The organism is Salipiger bermudensis HTCC2601, from assembly GCF_000153725.1.
Taxonomy (GTDB): domain Bacteria; phylum Pseudomonadota; class Alphaproteobacteria; order Rhodobacterales; family Rhodobacteraceae; genus Salipiger; species Salipiger bermudensis.
In genome coordinates, this window is the sequence record NZ_DS022276.1 from 3,205,498 (window position 1) to 3,222,394 (window position 16,897).

At 68.2% G+C, this 16,897-nt stretch carries 13 protein-coding genes; 1 reads left to right on the forward strand and 12 read right to left on the reverse strand.

Going from position 1 to position 16,897, the window contains the following annotated elements:
* From R2601_RS15135 to R2601_RS15170, 8 genes are all read right to left on the reverse strand, one after another.
* A partial coding sequence (locus tag R2601_RS15135) for an NAD(P)/FAD-dependent oxidoreductase (RefSeq protein WP_007799861.1) occupies positions 1-1,247 on the reverse strand: 1,247 nt, incomplete at its 3' end.
* On the reverse strand, positions 1,247-1,963 hold the full coding sequence (locus R2601_RS15140; protein ID WP_007799863.1) for an SDR family NAD(P)-dependent oxidoreductase: 717 nt from the start codon (positions 1,961-1,963) through the stop codon (positions 1,247-1,249). The genes R2601_RS15135 and R2601_RS15140, both read right to left, overlap by 1 nt.
* A complete protein-coding gene (locus tag R2601_RS15145) occupies positions 1,960-2,979 on the reverse strand; it encodes an ABC transporter ATP-binding protein (RefSeq protein WP_007799865.1) in 1,020 nt (339 codons plus the stop codon). The genes R2601_RS15140 and R2601_RS15145 overlap by 4 nt, the downstream gene beginning before the upstream one ends.
* Positions 2,976-4,832 (reverse strand): dipeptide/oligopeptide/nickel ABC transporter permease/ATP-binding protein, encoded by a 1,857-nt coding sequence (locus R2601_RS15150; RefSeq protein ID WP_007799867.1) that lies wholly within the window; start codon positions 4,830-4,832, stop codon positions 2,976-2,978. The genes R2601_RS15145 and R2601_RS15150 overlap by 4 nt, the downstream gene beginning before the upstream one ends.
* Positions 4,833-5,789, reverse strand: coding sequence for an ABC transporter permease (locus R2601_RS15155; protein ID WP_040544773.1), 957 nt, complete (start codon positions 5,787-5,789; stop codon positions 4,833-4,835).
* A gap of 10 nt (positions 5,790-5,799) precedes the next feature.
* Entirely contained in the window at positions 5,800-7,332 is a 1,533-nt protein-coding gene (locus tag R2601_RS15160) for an ABC transporter substrate-binding protein (protein ID WP_040544775.1), read from the reverse strand.
* 65 nt (positions 7,333-7,397) lie between these two features.
* Entirely contained in the window at positions 7,398-8,996 is a 1,599-nt protein-coding gene (locus R2601_RS15165) for a hydantoinase B/oxoprolinase family protein (protein WP_007799873.1), read from the reverse strand.
* Entirely contained in the window at positions 8,993-11,095 is a 2,103-nt protein-coding gene (locus R2601_RS15170; RefSeq protein ID WP_007799875.1) for a hydantoinase/oxoprolinase family protein, read from the reverse strand. Before R2601_RS15170 ends, R2601_RS15165 begins: the two co-directional genes overlap by 4 nt.
* Before the next feature lie 128 nt (positions 11,096-11,223).
* Between R2601_RS15170 and R2601_RS15175 the strand changes: the two genes are divergently transcribed.
* The gene (locus tag R2601_RS15175; protein ID WP_007799877.1) at positions 11,224-11,889 is read left to right on the forward strand and encodes a GntR family transcriptional regulator; all 666 of its coding nucleotides are present in this window, start codon (positions 11,224-11,226) and stop codon (positions 11,887-11,889) included.
* 362 nt (positions 11,890-12,251) lie between these two features.
* On the opposite strand, the gene R2601_RS15180 is transcribed toward R2601_RS15175, so the two are convergent.
* Genes R2601_RS15180 through ctaD form a run of 4 tightly spaced genes read right to left on the reverse strand, consistent with a single transcriptional unit; the run spans position 12,252 to position 16,892 of the window.
* The gene (locus R2601_RS15180; RefSeq protein ID WP_007799879.1) at positions 12,252-13,346 is read right to left on the reverse strand and encodes a c-type cytochrome; all 1,095 of its coding nucleotides are present in this window, start codon (positions 13,344-13,346) and stop codon (positions 12,252-12,254) included.
* On the reverse strand, positions 13,343-13,921 hold the full coding sequence (locus tag R2601_RS15185; RefSeq protein WP_007799881.1) for a cytochrome c oxidase assembly protein: 579 nt from the start codon (positions 13,919-13,921) through the stop codon (positions 13,343-13,345). Before R2601_RS15185 ends, R2601_RS15180 begins: the two co-directional genes overlap by 4 nt.
* Positions 13,915-14,337, reverse strand: a complete 423-nt coding sequence (locus R2601_RS15190) for a hypothetical protein (protein WP_040544778.1) — start codon at positions 14,335-14,337, stop codon at positions 13,915-13,917. The genes R2601_RS15185 and R2601_RS15190 overlap by 7 nt, the downstream gene beginning before the upstream one ends.
* Complete coding sequence (gene ctaD / locus R2601_RS15195) at positions 14,334-16,892, reverse strand: cytochrome c oxidase subunit I (RefSeq protein ID WP_007799884.1); 2,559 nt, start codon at positions 16,890-16,892, stop codon at positions 14,334-14,336. Before ctaD ends, R2601_RS15190 begins: the two co-directional genes overlap by 4 nt.
* Between the last annotated feature and the right edge of the window lie 5 nt (positions 16,893-16,897).

The window sequence follows — 16,897 nt, forward strand, 5'->3', positions numbered from 1 at the left end:
TGATTCAAAGCCATTTCCGAGGCCAGCTGGCCGGCGGCGGGGCCGATGCCGAAGCCGTGCCTGAGAAACCTGTGGCGATCACCAGACCCGGGGATCGCGGCGGCGTGGTCGATCACCGGAACCGCGTCCGGGGTCACGTCGATGATACCGCCCCATTTTTCAGCAATCTTCACATCCCTGAAGGCCGGGAAGACCTTCGTCACTGCGCGCAGCGCCTGGTCGAGCATGGCGTGCTGCGGTTCGGGATCGAGCACGCGGCACTTCTCGAACGGCGTCACGCTGTCGGCGCTCCAGCGCCGTGGCGTGATGAGCCCGTCCCAGAGGCCGCGATCGAGGGTCAGCGAGACCTCGCCGCGATGCTCCTTCAGGCTCTTCATGAAATGCGGCAGCAGGCGGAAGCTGTCGGGGGTGATCTGCACCTTGGCGCGGCCCCGGCGCGAAATCGTGTAGCCGCCGTCGAGCCGGGGGCGGATGCCGAACTGGCCGTTTCCGAGCGCGTATTTCGGCCCGCCCTCGAGCGGTTCGGTGCGCATCACCGAGCCGCGCACCCTGAGCTGGGGCAGCGACACGCCGAGATTGCCGAGAAACAGCCGGGACCACGCGCCGCCGGCGAGGATCGCCGCACCGCAGGGGATGCGACCGCGCTCGGTCAGCACCGCAGAGACGCGCCCGCCCTTGGTTTCGATGTCACGCACGGCGCAATTGGTGAGGATTGCAGCGCCCTTGGCGCGGGCGCCCTTTGCCAGCGCCGGGGCGGCGAGCGCCGGTTCCGCGCGGCCATCATCGGCGGTCAGAAGGCCGGCGCGGGCCGGAACCGTGCCGCCGGGGAACTGCGCCTGCAACTGCGCCTCGGTCAGGCGGCGCGCGCCGATGCCGAAGGTCTCGGCATCCTGCGCAACGCTCTCGATCCACGCCATCTCGGCGTCGGTCTGTGCGGTGTAGACGATGCCGGTGCGGCGAAAGCCGGTGTCATGGCCGGTGCGCTGCTGCAGCGTGTCCCAGATCCGCAGGCTCTCGATGCCCAGGGGATACTCGGCGGCGTCGCGGCCCATGCGGCGGACCCAGCCCCAGTTGCGGCTCGACTGTTCGCCGGCGACGCGGCCCTTCTCGATCAGTGCGACGCGAAAGCCCTGTTCGGCGGCCCAGAACGCGGCCGCGCAGCCGACGATGCCGCCGCCGATGATGGCGAGGTCGACCTCGCCGGGCAGCGCGGCATCGCCTTCGACGGTGTCGACATAGGGTCTCATCACAGCCCCGGCTCGTAGCGCCAGTTGACCACCAGTTCGGACACGCTGGCTGTGTTTGGCAAGGTGACGACGTCTGCCACGAGCTTGCCGAGGTCTTCAGGCTGGGTGATCTCGTGGCGCGGCAGGTCGTGCCGCAGGGTGAGATCGGTGGCAACGAAGCCGGGACAGACGACGCAGGCGCGCACGCCGTCGTCCCAGCCCGCCCGCCGCGCGGCGTGGGAGAGCGCCACGGCGGCGTGCTTGGTCATCTGGTAACCGGCATTAAGCCCCAGCACGCGTTTGCCAGAGGCCGAGGCCAGCACGATCACCCGGCCGGCACCACTGCGGCATAGCGCCGGCAGCGCTGCCCGGGTCAGGCGGAAGGGCGCCTTGACGTTGATCGAAAGGAGCGCGTCGAGCATCTCTTCCATTTCGTCATCGGGTTGCGGCTCTGCCGGCATCAGCTCGAGCGGCCCTGCGATCCCCGCGTTGTTCACCAGCGCGTCGATGCGCCCGAAGCGCGCCTCGGTGGCCTCGACGAACGCGCGGGCATCTTCGGCTTTGGCAGCGTCGTAGGGCACGATCAGCGGATCGTATTGCTCCAAGCTGTCGGGCAGCGAGGACGGATCGCGCAGGCCAAGCGACAGGGCGTAGCCGCGCCCGGCCAGTGCGTGGGCGATCGCCGCGCCGATGCCGCGGCTCGCCCCGGTGATCATCGCGACGGGGGCCTCGCTCATGCGTGTACCTCCTGCGCTGTCGCGGGTGTCACCGGGCCGCCTTTGATGCAGCGCACGTTCCAGCCTTCTCCGACCGGATCGAGCGGTGGCACGGCTCTGGCGCAGGCTTCCTCGGCGATCGGGCAGCGGGTGCGGAACGGGCAGCCCGAGGGCGGATTCGCCGGGCTCGGCAGCTCCCCCTTCAGAATGCGGTCGCCATCCGAGCCGTCGCCCGGGTGCAGCGATGGCGTCGCGGCGAGCAGGGCGCGCGTGTAGGGATGGGCGGGCGAGCCAAAGACCTTCTCGGCCGGGCCTTCCTCGACGATGCGGCCGAGATACATCACCACGATGCGGGTGCAGAGATGGCGTACCACGTGCAGGTCGTGGCTGATGAACAGCATGGCAAGGTCGAGATCGCGGCGCAGATCCTCGAGCAGGTTCACCACCTGCGCCTGGATCGACACGTCGAGCGCCGAGACCGGCTCGTCGGCGACGATGAAATCGGGCCGGGTCGAGAGGGCGCGCGCCACCGCGATGCGCTGGCGCTGGCCACCCGAAAACTCGTGCGGGCGGCGCTGCGCCGCGGAGGTCGGCAGGCCGACCTGTTCTAGCAGCCGCGCCACCTCGGCCTTGACCTCGGAGCCGGGCACGATGTTGTGGGTTCTGAGCCCGTCGGCGATCTGGGCGCCGATGCTGCGGCGGGGATCGAGTGAGCCGAACGGGTCCTGGAACACCATCTGCATTCGGCGCGAGAGCTTGCGCATCTCGGGGTTGGAGAGCGCCGACAGGTCGCGCCCGTCAAAGCTCATGGAGCCGGTGGTGGGCAGGTCGAGCCCCATCATCATGCGTCCCAGCGTGGACTTGCCGCAGCCCGACTCGCCGACGATGCCGACGGTCTCGCCCCGGGCGATGGTCAGGCTCACATCCCGCACCGCCCAGACATCGTGCGCTCGGCCCAGAAGCCCGTGGCGGGTGGGGAAGTTGCGGCCGAGATTTTCGGCCACGACCAGCGGCGCGGAGGTGTCAAGCTCGCTCATGTGACGGTCTCCCAGTGGAAGCAGCGGGTCACGCGGCCCGGGGCCGGGTGCTCCGCCTTGGGGGGATTGGCGGTGCAGCGCTCGGTGGCGAAGGCGCAGCGGGGCGCGAAGCGGCAGCCGCTGGGCATCTGGCGCGGCGAGGGCACCGAGCCGGGGATCGCGGTCAGCCGCTCGGCGCCGCCCTCGGGCACCGAGGCGATCAGCGCGGCGGTGTAGGGGTGGCGCGGGCGCTCGAAGACCTCGGCCACCGGGCCTTCCTCGACCACCTCTCCCGCATACATCACCGTCACCCGGTCGGCGATCTCGGCCACCACGGCAAGATCGTGGGTGACGAAGATCATGCCCATGCCCGGCGTGTCGCGCTTGAGCTGCGCGAAGAGCTGCAGGATCTGCGCCTGGATCGTCGGGTCGAGCGCGGTGGTCGGCTCGTCGGCAATCAGCAGGCGCGGGTTGTTGGCCACGGCGACGGCGATCATCGCGCGCTGGCGCTGGCCTCCAGAAAGCTCGTGCGGGTAGGCCCGCACCCGCTGCTCGGGGTCGGGGATGCCGACATGGCGCAGCAGCTCCACCACGCGGGTCTGCAGAGCGTCGCCCTCAAGGTCGTGATGGGCGCGGATCGCTTCGGCCACCTGCTCGCCGATGCGCAGCACCGGATTGAGCGCCGCGGCGGCATCCTGGAACACCATCGAGACCTCGTCACCGCGCAACGCGCGGATGCCTTCCTCGTCGAGCTTGGCGAGATCGACCGCCTTGCCCTCGCGGGTGGTGTAGTGTGCGGTGCCGCCGGTGACCCGCAGCGTGTCGGGCAGCAGGCCGGTCATCGCAAGGCCGGTCAGGGTCTTGCCCGAGCCGCTCTCGCCGACCAGCGCCACGGTCTCGCCGGGGCGGACGGTCAGCGACACGCGGCGCACCAGCTCCATGTCACGCACGGCGATCGACATGTCGCGGATCTCGAGCAGCGGGGCGTCGGCATCGGCCTCGACCGGGGTGGCGGGTTTCTTCGCGGCGGCAGAGCGCGGCCGCAGCCAGAGCGCGCCACCGGCGGTGACGGCGCGGGGATCGAGCGCCGATTGAAGACGATCGCAGAGCAGGTTGAAGGTCAGGATGGTGCCGGCAAGCGCCAGCGACGGCCAGACCAGCAGCAGCGGCGCGACCTCCATGGCACCGCGCGCCGATCGGATCATCAGGCCCCAGGAGGGTGTCGGCGGCACGACGCCGAGACCGAGGAAGGACAGCCCGCTCTCGATTACCATGGCCGAGGCCACCACCAGCGACATCTGCACCAGCAGCGGCGGCAGCACGTTGGGCAGGATCGTGCGGACGAGGATCTTCATCGGGTGCGTGCCCATCGACCGCTGCGCGGTGACGAAGTCGAGCCCGCGCACCTGCTGCGTCGCGGCATAGACCACCCGCGTGTAGTTGGGCGTGTAGAGGATGGTCAGTGCCAGCACGAGCGGCCATGTGCCCGCGCCGAGGATGGTCACCACCAGCAGCGCAAGCAGCAGCGGCGGCAGGCAGAGGATGATCTCAGCGGCGCGCACCGTGACGAGCTCGACGGCGCCGCGGAAATAGCCGCCGAGCAGGCCGAGCGCGGTGCCGATGATGGCGGCGAAGATCGCCGAGCCCACGGCGATGAACAGCGAGGCGCGGCCGCCCCAGATCAGGCGCGAGAGCACGTCGCGGCCGAAATCGTCCTGGCCGAGCCAGTGTCCGGCGGAGGGGCCGGCGAAGCGGTTGGGGATGTCCATGCCGCGCACGTCCTGCAGGGGCAGGAGCGGGGCGAGCAGCACGGTGGCGACGATCAGCGCGGCGATTGTGCCGGGCAGGATCAGCTTGCGGGTAGACCGGCTCATTCAGCGCACCAGGGAAATTCGGGGGTCGAGCAGGGCGTTCACCACATCCACGACGAGATTGAGAAAGACGAAGAGGACCGAGATCGTCATCACGATGCCGACCACTTCGGGATAGTCGCGCGCATCGACGGCGGCGACGAGGTAGCCCGAGAGGCCCGGCCAGTTGAACACGAACTCGACCAGCACCGTGCCGCCGATCAGCGTGCCCATCTCGAGGCCGAGCACCGTCAGCACCGGGATCAGCGCGTTGCGCACCACGTGGCGGCGCAGGATCGGGTTGCGGGGCAGGCCCTTGGCGCGGGCTGTGCGCACGTAGTCGCGTTGCAGCACCTCGAGCACAGAGGCGCGGCTCATCCGGGTGATCACCGCCAGCAGCGACAGCGCCACGGTGCAGGCGGGCAGCAGCAGCAGCTGCAGGTGTTCGAGCGGGTCCTCGGAGAACGGCGTGAAGCCGCCGGCGGGAAGCCATTGCAGCTTCTGCGCAAAGATCAGGATCACCACCGAGCCCACCACGAAGACCGGCGTCGAGAGCGAGGCCGAGGCGAAGAAGGAGATCACCGCATCGGCCTTGCCGTCGGCGCGGATCGCCGCATAGGTGCCCAGCGGCACGCCGATGCCGGTGGCGATCAGCGAGGCCGCGAGGATCACCTCGAGGGTGCGCGGCAGGCGCAGGGCGATCTGCTCGATCACCGGCGCGCCGTCGCGGAACGACGCGCCGAGATCACCGGTGAGCACACCGGTCATGTGGTCGATATATTGCTGCCAGAGAGGGGCGTTGAGCCCCATCTGCTCGCGCAGCGCAGCGACGGCCTGAGGATCGGCGGCGACATTGCCCTGACTGAGCAGCAGCTCCGCCGGATCGCCCGGAATGAGGTGCAGGAGGAGGAACACCACCGAGACGACGATCCAGACGAGGAACAGCGCCACGAGGCTTCTGGTAGCAATATATCTCAGCATGGGGTCAGCTTCAGCCCAGCACGGTTTCTTCCAGCGTCATGCCGGAATAGAAGACAAGCTGGCCGGGCATCACGGTGAACCCTTCGGCGTTGGCGCGCATGCCGTAGCCCTGCGAGCGCCAGGACAGACCGACGACCGGAACCGTGTCGATGGCGATCTCTTCCAGCTCCTTGTAGATTGCCTTGCGCTCCTCGGTGTCGAAGGTGGCGCGGCCACGAGCGAAAAGCTCTGAGATCTCCGGGGTTTCCATGCCGAAGCTGCGCACGAAGCTCGGGGAGAGCGAACCGTCGACCACGGTGGCGAGGCCGTCGGGGTCGTTGTTCATCGCGGCGGTGCCCATCACGGCAAGGTCATAGGTGCCCTCGTTGCCCTTCTTCACCCGGGTCGACCATTCCGGCAGGTCAAGCTGCACGTTGATGCCGATCATCGACAGATACGCCTGGCAGACCTCTGCGGTGGACTGGTGCATGCCGTATTGCGCGGTCGACAGCATCACGCAGTCGAAGCCGTCCGGGTAGCCGGCCTCGGCCAGCAGCGCCTGAGCCTTCTCGGGGTCGTAGTTCCACGAGTTGGCCAGTTCCGGGTTGTAGAACTCGGAGCCCTCGGCGATCGGCAGGTGCTCGAGCGCGCCGCCGCGACCGTAGAACGCCGCCGCCGCGATGTCTTCGCGCTTGATGGCGTGGGCCACGGCCTGACGGACCTTCGGGTTGTCGAAGGGCGGACGCGAGGCATTGAAGGTCAGGTACATGAACGGACCGTCGGTGGCCTGCAGTGCCAGCTCGTCATTCGCTTCGATCTGGTCCATCGCCTGCCACGGCACGTATTCGACCAGGTCGACGTCGCCGGCCTCGAGCGCCGCCACGCGCAGGTTCTCGTCGGCATAGACGATGGCCTCGATATTGGAGACCTTCGGCATCTCGTCCTTGTAGTAGCCATCCCACGCAGAGAGCGAGATCGACACGCCGCGATCGGCGCTGTCATAGAGGAACGGACCCGAGCCCATGGTGGTGTCGCGGGCTTCGCCCTTCTTGATCATCGGCATGTTGAAATGCGCGAACCAGCCCGGCAGAACCGCCAGCGGCTCGTCGGTGACCATGCGCACGGTCTTCTCGTCCGGAGTCTCGACCGAAGTGATGGCGGCGAGCTGGCCCTGCAGGTAGGCGGCGCTGTCGGGCTTCTGCGCCTCGAGCACGTTCCAGGCGATATCCTCGGAGGTAACGGGGGTGCCGTCATGCCAGGTGGCGTCGCGCAGGGTGAAGACCCAGGCGCCCTCGTCGTCGACCTCCCAGCTTTCGGCCAGTTCGCCGCGCATCGTGCCATCGGGGCCGTAGCCCAGCAGGCCGCGATGGATCATCAGCTTGATGGTGCCGGCGGCGGTGCCGTTCGAGGCCCAGGCATCGAGGCTCGGCGGGTAGGTCGAGAGGCCGAAGCGCAGCGTGCCGCCGTCCTGCGCGTGCAGGGCCTTGGGGCCGAGGAAGCTCAGTGCGCCTGCGGCGGCGCCGGTGGTGGCGAGAAAGCCGCGACGGTTCATTCGCGTAGTCATTGAAGGTGTCTCCTTGTCGGGTTGTGGCGGGCTCTTCCTGGCCCTGTTGAATTGTGCCGGGCGGATCATTCCGCCGCGATCTGTGTTTCGCTGGTCTCATCCGGCGTGCCGTAGCCACCGCCCCCGGGGGTGATGACCTCGAGCCATTCGCCGGCGCGCAGGGTGCCGTAGCCACGCTCGAACGGGGCGCAGCCGGGGCTGGTGGCATAGCTGCCATGGCCGCCTTCGCCGCCGCCTTCGAGGCCCCAGGACCGCGACTTGTTGCGCGAGACGTCGACGCGGACCATGCACTCCTCGGTGGCGCGGTAGACCCGGCGCAGGCCCATGCCGCCACGGTGCTTGCCGGCCCCGCCGGAGCCGTCGACCAGCTCGTAGCGCTCGAGGATCAGGGGGTATTCGCCCTCCAGCGCCTCGACAGGCAGGTTCGAGGTGTTGGTGGCGTGAACGTGGATGCCATCGAGCCCGTCCGCCTGAGGGCGGGCGCCGCCGCCGCCACCGATGGTCTCGAGATAGACCCAGTAGGTGCCCGCGTCCGGCCCGCTCTGGCGGGTGCCCGAGAACACCGCAACCGAGCATGTGGAGTTGGTGCAGGCCGAGACCCGCTCGGGCACCGCTTGCGCCAGGGCGCCGAGGATCAGGTCGGCGACGCGCTGGCAGGTCTGCACCCGGCCGTTGACCGCGGCCGGGTGCTTGCAGTTGAGGATCGAGCCGTGCGGCGCGTTGACGGTGATCGGACGGGCAAGGCCCGCGTTGGGCAGCACCGTCGGGTCGATCACCGATTTCACGATGTAATAGACCGTCGCCAGCAGCGCCGTGCGGGTCATGTTGATCGGGGCGCGGATCTGCTCGGGCGCCTCGAAATCAAGCGACAGCGCGTCGCCCGCGACGGTTACCGTCACCGCGAAGGGGATCGGGTCATCGAAATCGAGATTGTCGAACACGTCCTCGAAGCGCCAGCTGCCATCGGGCAGGGCGGCGATGCCGGCGCGCATCTTGCGCTCGGCATAGTCGAGCAGCGCCTCGCCCGAGGCCAGCACCACATCCGGGCCGTGGCGCGCGCAGAGCTCCTGGAAGCGTTGCACGCCGACCCGGTTGGCGGCCATTTGGGCGCGCAGGTCCGACAGGCGCTCGCGCGGGACCTGGCAGTTCAGCAGGATCAGCTCCTGGATGTCCTTCTGCAGCTCACCGGCCTTGTAGAGCCGCACCGGCGGGATGCGCAGGCCTTCCTGGTAGATATGGGCATGCGCCCGGTCGACGAAATCCGAGTGGTGCGCGAGGTTCACCGTCCACGCCACGAGCTGGTCGTCGACGAAGATCGGCTCGGCCAGAACGATGTCGGGCAGGTGGGTGCCGCCGCCGCGATAGGCGTCGTTGCCGACGAAGACATCGCCCGGGCGCAGGTCCTTCTCGTCGTGATCCGCCAGCAGCATCGGGATGAAATCGAGGAAGCTGCCGAGGTGGATCGGGATATGCTCGGCCTGACAGAGCGTGCGGCCCTGCCGGTCAAAGAGCGCCGTAGAACAATCGCGGCGTTCCTTGATGTTGGTCGAGTAGGAGGCGCGGACCAGCGCTTCGCCGGTCTCCTCCACGATCGAGGAGAGCGCGGCACCGATGACCTCGACCGTGATCGGGTCGAGTGCGTGAGTGGTGGTTTGGCCGGTCATGCGCTGAGCTCCAGGATGAGGTTGTCGATCTTGTCCACGGTGGCGGTGACCCCGGGGGGCACCAGCGTTGTGGTGTCCATCTGCTCGACGATGGCGGGGCCGGCGAAGGCCATGCCGGGGGCAAGCTTCTCGCGGGCATAGAGCGTGGTCTCGGTGAACGCGCCGGTCTCGGGATACCAGACCTCGCGGCTTCCGATGACCGCTTCGCTGGGATCGGGATCGCCGAGCGCGCGCTCGGGCAGCTCGGCCTTCTGCACCAGGCCCATCGCCTCGGCGCGGAAGGTCACGCAAAGGATGCGCTCTTCGGGCACGGCAAAGCCGTAGAGCCGCTCATGCGCCTCGGTGAAGCCCTGCTTGAGCACCTCCAGCGTGGCCTCGGTCACCGGGCCGTCGGGCAGCGGGATCGACAGCTCGTAGTTCTGGCCATCGTAGCGCATGTCGATGCGGCGGGTGAGGCGGCGCTTGTCGGCGGGGATCGCCTCGGCGTCGAACCAGCCGGAGGCCTCGGCCTCGACCGAGGCCACGGTCTCGGCGATGATGCCGAGATTGGCGGGCTCGAGCGCGGTCAGGCGGGTGGCGGAGAAATCCGCACGCAGATCGGTGAGCAGCAGGCCCATGGCGCAGAGGATGCCCGGGCTGCGCGGCACGATCACCGTGGTCATGCCCAGTTCCTGCGCCAGCCGCACCGCATGCAGGGGACCCGCGCCGCCAAAGGCCATCAGCGCGTAGTTGCGCGGGTCGTGGCCGCGCTGCACCGAGATGACCCGGATCGCCTTGGCCATGTTCGCCGTCACCACCGAGATGATGCCCTGCGCCACATCCATGGTCTCCATGCCCAGCCGCTCGCCGAGCTTGGCGATGGCCTCGACCGCGAGATCGCGGCGCACCTTCATGCGGCCGCCGAGGATCTCGACCGGGTTGAGGATCTGCAGCACGATATTGGCATCGGTGACAGTGGGATCGGTGGCGCCGCGGCCATAGCAGACCGGGCCGGGATCGGCGCCGGCGCTTTCCGGGCCGACCTTCAGCAGGCCGCCCGAGTCGATCGACGCGATCGAGCCGCCGCCGGCGCCCACGGTGTGGATGTCGAGCATCGGCGCCTTGATCGGGTAGCCATGCACGACGCTTTCATTGGTCTGCGCGGTCTCACCGCCGGCCATGAGCGCCACGTCCGAGGAGGTGCCGCCGACGTCGAAGGTGATGATATCGTCAAAGCCCGCGCGGGCGCCGATGGCCTGCGCCGCGACCACGCCGGTGGAGGGGCCCGAGAGCACCGCCCGCACCGGGGTCTGTGCCGCGGCCTCGAAGCGCACGACGCCGCCGTTGGACTGCGTCAGGTGCGGTGCCACCGGCAGGCCGAGATCCTGCAGGCGCGGGGTCAGCCGGCTGATATAGCGGTGCATGATCGGGCCGAGATAGGAATTGACCGTCGCCGTCGAGAGGCGCTCGAACTCGCGGAACTCGGGGGCGATCTCGTGGCTGGCGCAGAGGAAGACGCCGGGCATCTCCTCCTCGACGATGCGGCGCGCGGCCTGCTCGTGCACCGGGTTCACGAAGGCATAAAGGAAGCAGATCGCCACGGCCTCGACCCCGGCCTCCTTCATCGCGCGGGCGGCCTTGCGCACGGCCTCCTCATCGAGCGGTTTGTCGATCTCACCGGTGCGCAGCATGCGCTCGGGCAGCTCGAAGCGCAGCGCGCGAGGGACCAGCGTCTGCGGCTTCTCGGCAAAGAGATCGTAGAGGTCGGGCCGCTTCTGGCGGCCGATCTCGAGCAGGTCGCGGAAGCCTTCGGTGGTCAGCAGGCCGACCTTGGCGCCACGATGGGTGATCAGCGCGTTGGTGGCGACGGTGGTGCCGTGGCCGAGATAGGCGATGGCGGCGGCAGGATCGCTCTCGCTGCCCTCCGCGTGTTCCTTCATGCCTTCCTCGACACCCTGCGCGATGCCGCGCGACGGGTCATCCGGGGTGGAGGAGACCTTCCATACCTCGATGCGGCCGCTGGCCTCGTCGAAGAGGCATACGTCGGTGAACGTGCCGCCGGAATCAACGCCGACGCGCCATGTGCCTGCTGGGGTGATGCCTTGCGATCCGTCCATCATCGAAGTCTTGTCCTCTTGGCGTGTACGTCATGTATACAAGAAAGTGAGATCGATTCTGTCCAGCCTTGTTTTGCCTGAATGGAAACATCCGGCGGATATTTGTGAAAGATTGATGAATGAGCAGTCACATGATTGTGGATACGGGCAATAATGGCGCTTTGGAAGGGCTTTCGGCGCGGGATCGGGCGTATCAGGGTGTCCGGGCGGGCATTCTGAAGGGAGACTTTCCGCCGGGCAGCTTCATCGAGGAGGCCATGGCCTGCGAGGTGACGGGGGTGTCGCGCTCGCCGGTGCGAGAGGCGCTGAACCGGCTGGCGGCGGAGGGCTATCTCGAACTGCACCGGCGGCGTGGCGCCATGGTGCGGGCGCTTTCGGCCACCGAGCTGCGCGATCTCTACGAGGTGCGGCTGATGGTCGAGACCCACGCGGTGCGCAAGATCTGCCGCGAGAGGCGGGCGCTGCCCGAGGAGCTGCTGCGGCTCTGCGAGGCGCATGAGGCGATGCCGGCGGAGGACCTGCTGGGCTGTGTCGAGATCAACCGGCTGTTTCACCAGGCGCTGGTGGCGGCGGCGGGCAACCGCGTGCTGGTCGACGTGTTCGACGGGTTGCAGGCGCCGCTGTCGCGGGTCGCGATGGTGTCGCTGCAGCAGGGTTTCGGCAAGACCGAGGTGATCGAGGAAGAGCATCGCGAGATGATCGCGGCGCTCTCGGTTCATGACGAGGCACGGGCGCTTGCCGTGGTCGAGCGCCACCTCGCCCTGATGCCGCGCCTGCAGTCGGCGCTGTCGTCCTGACAGGACAGCGCGAGGCGGCTTGCGGTGCAGGGCGGCGCGATGTTGCAGCGGTCTGGCCTCCGGCGTTCAGCGGTCTGAGTGCAGCGAAGTGAGGCAAGCGGCTGTCGTTGCGTCCAATTCAAAACTTTTGTGACGCGGAAGAAATTTTTTATCGGGGAGGGTGCGTGGGGGTCTGGGCCTCGCGCGGTTCAGGCGGTGGCAAGGGCCCGATTGCTCCATGAAATATGGTCATTTTGAAAGGCGCGCTTGCCGTAGCGGCAAGCCCTGTATCTGTTTGCGGTCACGCCAGGGCGGGCGATCACGAAAACCCAAGCGATCGTCACTGCCCGTCGTCTAGGCAAATTTGCCGATGGTATGGTCGCTCAACCGTCCTGACGGGCCGCGTACCACGCCGCGAGATCGGCAATGTCCTCGTCGCTGAGCGGTTTGGCGGCGGCCTCCATCAGGTGGGCGCGGGGGCTCGAAGGCACCGGGCCGTCGCGATACATCTTGAGCCAATTGTAGATCCAGTAGCCATCCTGGCCGGCGATGCGCGGGGTGTCGGGGCGCTTGGGGGCCAGCCCGTCCGCGCCGGCGCCCTCGTGGCAGGAGGCGCAACTGGGAATGTCGTCGTGCTCGCTGCCTTGCGCGGCCAGTTCACGGCCGCGCTCGGGGTCGCCGAAGGCGAGCGGGTTGCCCTGCCAAGTGGCGCTCATCCCGGCATAGCGCGCGGCGATCCCGGAGATGGCCGCGTCGCCCAGCGGGGCGGCGAGCGGCTCCATGAAGCCGCTCTCGCGGTGGCCCTCGGCATAGGCTGTGAGCACCGTGGTCAGCCACGCCTCGGACTGGCCGGCGAGCTTCGGCGCGGTGCCCTCGCGGCCCAGACCGTCCTCGCCATGGCAGCGCGCGCAGGCAAGCTCCGGCTTGATCGCGCCGGGCAGGCCGCCGAAGCGGACACCGGCGCTGTTATAGCCTCCGGCCTCGCCGTAGGCAGCAATTTCAAAGCTTTCCCGGTCGAAGCTGTCATACTGCTTCAGGAATGCGGCGAGCGCCCAGGGCTCGTCATCACGCTCTTTGCCGGGCCAGGCAGGCATGCCGGTGTACTTGAAGCCGTGCCGCGCGATCCAGAAGAACTCCTTGGCGTCGTAATCCTCCGAGGTGAGCATCGGCGGCGCCGGACGCATGCCCTCGACCACCGGGTTGCGCGGGATGCCGGGGCCGCCGTGGCAGGTCAGGCAGCCGGTGGCGAAGTGCCCCGCACCGAGGCGGATCAGGCCGGGATCTTCGAGATCGACCTGCCGTGGCACCTCGAGCGAGACGGCACGGATCGCCACGGCATTGCCGAGATAACCGTGCAGGATGTTGGCCACGCCCGGCAGGTGCGGCACCGAGGCGGCGATGTTGTAAGGTGCGAGGAAGAAGAACGCGGCGCCGGCGACTGCAAGCGCCGCGAGGCTTGCGAGAATGTAGCGCCTCATGTGGTGGCCTCCGTCAGTTTCAGCGCCAGTCCGAGCCGGCGCAGCGCCGCGACGAGATAGATTGCGCCGCCCGCACCGGCCATCATCGCGCCCGCAACCTGCTGTTCCTGCAGCGCGCTGAGACCGAGATACCCGGCGCAGATGTCGCCGTAGAGATCGCGCGGCGACAGGCCGATCAGCGCGCCCAGAAGTGTCATGTGCATGGTGGTGGCGAGCAGCACCACGGCGCCGCCGAAGCCGCCTGCGGCGCGTACCGTGGCCCAAAGCAGCATTCCGGCGCCGAGAAAGCTCGCCTGTTCGAGGATGAAGCCGGTCGTGGTCAGCCGCGCCCAGAGATGCAGCGAGGGGAGGTGCCAGGCCCAGACCACCAGCATCTCGGCCACTGCGCCCAGCGTCAGCGCCATGGCGCCCGCGGGCAGGCGGAGTTTGGGCGCGTAGAGCGCCGGCACCACCGCGGTCACGCCAAGATGCAGCACCATGTGCAGCACCATCGAGCCGGTCGCCAGCCCCGGCAGCGGCGAGAGCCAGAGCGCGGCGAGCAGCGACAGCGCGAGGAGGCGGCACGAGCTCAGCATGTGGCGAAGACCAGCCCGGGGATCACGGTGAAGCCGATCGCCACAACCGAGAGCACGCAGAGCAGCAGCGCCACGTGGCCGATGAACCGGTCGCGGCCGCGCTCGGAGCTGTCGGTGATCTCCTCGAAGATCACGAAGACCCCGCCATAGCGCCGCACCGCGATCACCCCGAGCCACGCGATCAGCGCGGTGCAAATCAGGCCCAAAGCCACGATGATCCAGCGCGGCTCGAACAGCGATGCCATCGGGCCGGTCTTGGCGCACCAGATCGCCGCGACCCAGTAGCTGAGCAGGAAATGCGCCGCCCAGATCGAGGGCGCGGCCACGAGGATCCAGACCGAGCCCTGATCGATCACGCGGGGCGCGTCCCCGGGCGCGCTGAAGTGGCGTGGTTGCTTGTCGGAGCCGTGTCTCATGGGCCAACCCCCATCAGGAGCGGGAACAGCGCCAGCAGGGCGAAGATCGTCACCGCCGTGAGCGCGAGGAAGTGGGAGAACAGGGTGAGGTTCATCAGGTCGGCGCGGTACTCCGGCGTGCAATGGCCGAATTTCACCCGTGCCGCGACGTAAAGGTGCATCACCCAGTTCAGCAGCAGGTGCAGCCCCATCCACAGGATCAACATCCAGACCATGGCGTCGAAGCTCTGCACCGTCGGGTCGAGCCCCTTGGAATAGGCGGACCAGCACCACGCCCCGATCCCAAGCGCGCCCACCGGCAGCGCGCCGATCAGCAGCGCCATGGCGAGCCCGCGCTGTCCATGGCCCAGCGTCTCGCGCGCGGCGGTGGTCATCGCCCAGGTGCCGATCAGCAGCGCCAGCCCCAGCAGCAGCCAGCCGAAGCCCGGCAGATGCGCGGCGGAGGGCAGGAAATCGGGCAGGGCGGTCCAGTAGAAGAAGTAAGAGAACACCAGCCCCATGAAGGCGGTCATGTCGCCGGTCATGGTGATGAACACGGCCCACCAGCCCGGGGACCTGTTGCCCTGCGCATAGGTCGGCAGGGTGAGCCCGCGCCCGGCGTATTTCTCGGGCTTTTCCGGGATCAGAGAGGTGCCGGTCCAGAGCCACCAGAGCGTGAAGCCGACGAAACCCGCGCCGAAGATCAGGGTGATGGCCCAGAGGTGGAAGGTCGCGAGAATGAACACCGCGCCGAGGCAGAAGGCCGCGCCAAGGGTCAGGAAGCTCGGACCGCCGACGCGCTGCACAAAGAGCGGCCGCGCGTCGAGGATGTCGGTCACGATGAGCTCGCGCTTGCCTTCCTCGGCGTCGGGCAGGAACCACTCGCCCCGGTCGATCTGGTCCACCAGCCCCTCCTGCTCCCAAAGCGGGTAGCGGGTATGGATATAGGGGATCGAGCGCACGCCCCACGGCTTGTCAGGCACTTCCGCCGCCCACTCCATCGTCCCGGCGTTCCAAAGGTTGCGTTTCACCAGCGGCGCCTTGCCGCGCGGCCAGAGCACGTTCAACGCCAGCACCGCGAAGCCCGCCGCGAAGACGAATGCGCCGATGGTCGAGACCATGTTGAGCACCGCCCAGCCATCCGAGAGGTCATAGGTCCAGACCCGGCGCGGCATCCCCATGATGCCGGTCCAGTGCATCGGCAGGAACGCCACGTTGAAACCGCCGAACATCAGCCAGAAGCTCCACTTGCCGGCGCGGGCGCTGAGGTTCTTCTGGGTGACGAAGGGATACCAGTAGTGGATGCCCGCGAAGAGCGGGAAGAGCATGCCGCCGATCAGCGTGTAATGCAGGTGGGCGACGATGAAATAGCTATCATGCGCCTGCCAGTCGAAGGGCACCAGCGCCACCATCACGCCGGTCAGCCCGCCAAAGACGAAGATCGCCAGCGCGCCGCCGGCAAACAGCATCGGCACCGAGGGGCGCATTTTGCTCACCAGCATGGTGGCAATGAAGCAGAAGATCTGAATGCCCGTTGGCACCGCCACCGCCTCGGAGGCGGCGGAGAAGAAACTCAGCGAGATCTCGGGCAGGCCGGTGGTGAACATGTGGTGCACCCAGAGCCCGAAGCTCAGGAAGGCGACGCCCACGGCGCTCAGCACGATCCACGAATGCCCCACCATCGGACGGCCCGCGAAGGTCGGCAGCATGGTGGCGATGAGCGCGATCGAGGGCAGGAAGATGATGTAGACCTCCGGGTGGCCGAAGATCCAGAACAGGTGCTGCCACAGCAGCGGGTCGCCGCCGCGGTCGGGATCGAAGAAGGCCCAGCCGAAGGCGCGTTCCATCTCGAGCAGCAGGTCGCCGGCGATCAGCGGCGGGAAGGCGAAGAGGATCATCCCCGCCACCACCAGCACGTACCAGCAGTAAAGCGGCATCAGGTTCAGCCGCATCCCCGGCGGGCGCGATTTCAGCACGCCCACGATCAGCTCGACCGCGGCGGCGATCGAGCTCACCTCGATGAACGAGAGGCCCAGCAGCCAGATGTCGGTGCCAAGGCCGCTATAGGCCGGGTCCGACGACAGCGGCGTGTACATGAACCAGCCGCCATCGGGGGCCACGCCGAAAAAGATCGAGCCGCAGACGAAGATGCCGCCGATCACGAAGCACCAGAAGCCGAAGGCCGAGAGCCGTGGAAAGGGCAGGTCGCGGGCACCGAGGATTTCGGGCAGGATGATGATCGCCACCGCCTCGAAGATCGGCACCGCGAAGAGGAACATCATCGCCGTGCCGTGCAGGGTGAAGAGCTGGTTGTAGAGCTGTTGCGAGAACAGATCGTTGCCCGGCACCGCGAGCTGCGCCCGGATCATCAGCGCAAGGATGCCCGCGAAGACGAAGAAGCCGAACGAGGTCAGCAGGTACCACTTGCCGATGTAGGAGTTGTTGACCGCCGTGACGATCTTCCAGCCCGGCGGCTCGCGCCACGCCTCCATCAGGCGCTTGCGCTGCGCGGTGTCGCGGGCCTCGTCGTAAGGCTCGGGCGGGGGCAGGCGGGACAGGTCGATCTCGTCGGTCATGGGCG

Excerpts from the sequence above, each read along its gene's own strand:
- ctaD (WP_007799884.1), bottom strand. The coding sequence starts at position 16,892 with ATGACCGACGAGATCGACCTGTCCCGCCTGCCCCCGCCCGAGCCTTAC.
- R2601_RS15185 (WP_007799881.1), bottom strand. The coding sequence starts at position 13,921 with ATGCTGAGCTCGTGCCGCCTCCTCGCGCTGTCGCTGCTCGCCGCGCTC.
- R2601_RS15150 (WP_007799867.1), bottom strand. The coding sequence starts at position 4,832 with ATGAGCCGGTCTACCCGCAAGCTGATCCTGCCCGGCACAATCGCCGCG.
- R2601_RS15140 (WP_007799863.1), bottom strand. The coding sequence starts at position 1,963 with ATGAGCGAGGCCCCCGTCGCGATGATCACCGGGGCGAGCCGCGGCATC.
- R2601_RS15190 (WP_040544778.1), bottom strand. The coding sequence starts at position 14,337 with ATGAGACACGGCTCCGACAAGCAACCACGCCACTTCAGCGCGCCCGGG.
- R2601_RS15155 (WP_040544773.1), bottom strand. The coding sequence starts at position 5,789 with ATGCTGAGATATATTGCTACCAGAAGCCTCGTGGCGCTGTTCCTCGTC.
- R2601_RS15160 (WP_040544775.1), bottom strand. The coding sequence starts at position 7,332 with ATGACTACGCGAATGAACCGTCGCGGCTTTCTCGCCACCACCGGCGCC.
- R2601_RS15180 (WP_007799879.1), bottom strand. The coding sequence starts at position 13,346 with ATGAGGCGCTACATTCTCGCAAGCCTCGCGGCGCTTGCAGTCGCCGGC.
- R2601_RS15175 (WP_007799877.1), top strand. The coding sequence starts at position 11,224 with ATGATTGTGGATACGGGCAATAATGGCGCTTTGGAAGGGCTTTCGGCG.
- R2601_RS15165 (WP_007799873.1), bottom strand. The coding sequence starts at position 8,996 with ATGACCGGCCAAACCACCACTCACGCACTCGACCCGATCACGGTCGAG.
- R2601_RS15145 (WP_007799865.1), bottom strand. The coding sequence starts at position 2,979 with ATGAGCGAGCTTGACACCTCCGCGCCGCTGGTCGTGGCCGAAAATCTC.
- R2601_RS15170 (WP_007799875.1), bottom strand. The coding sequence starts at position 11,095 with ATGATGGACGGATCGCAAGGCATCACCCCAGCAGGCACATGGCGCGTC.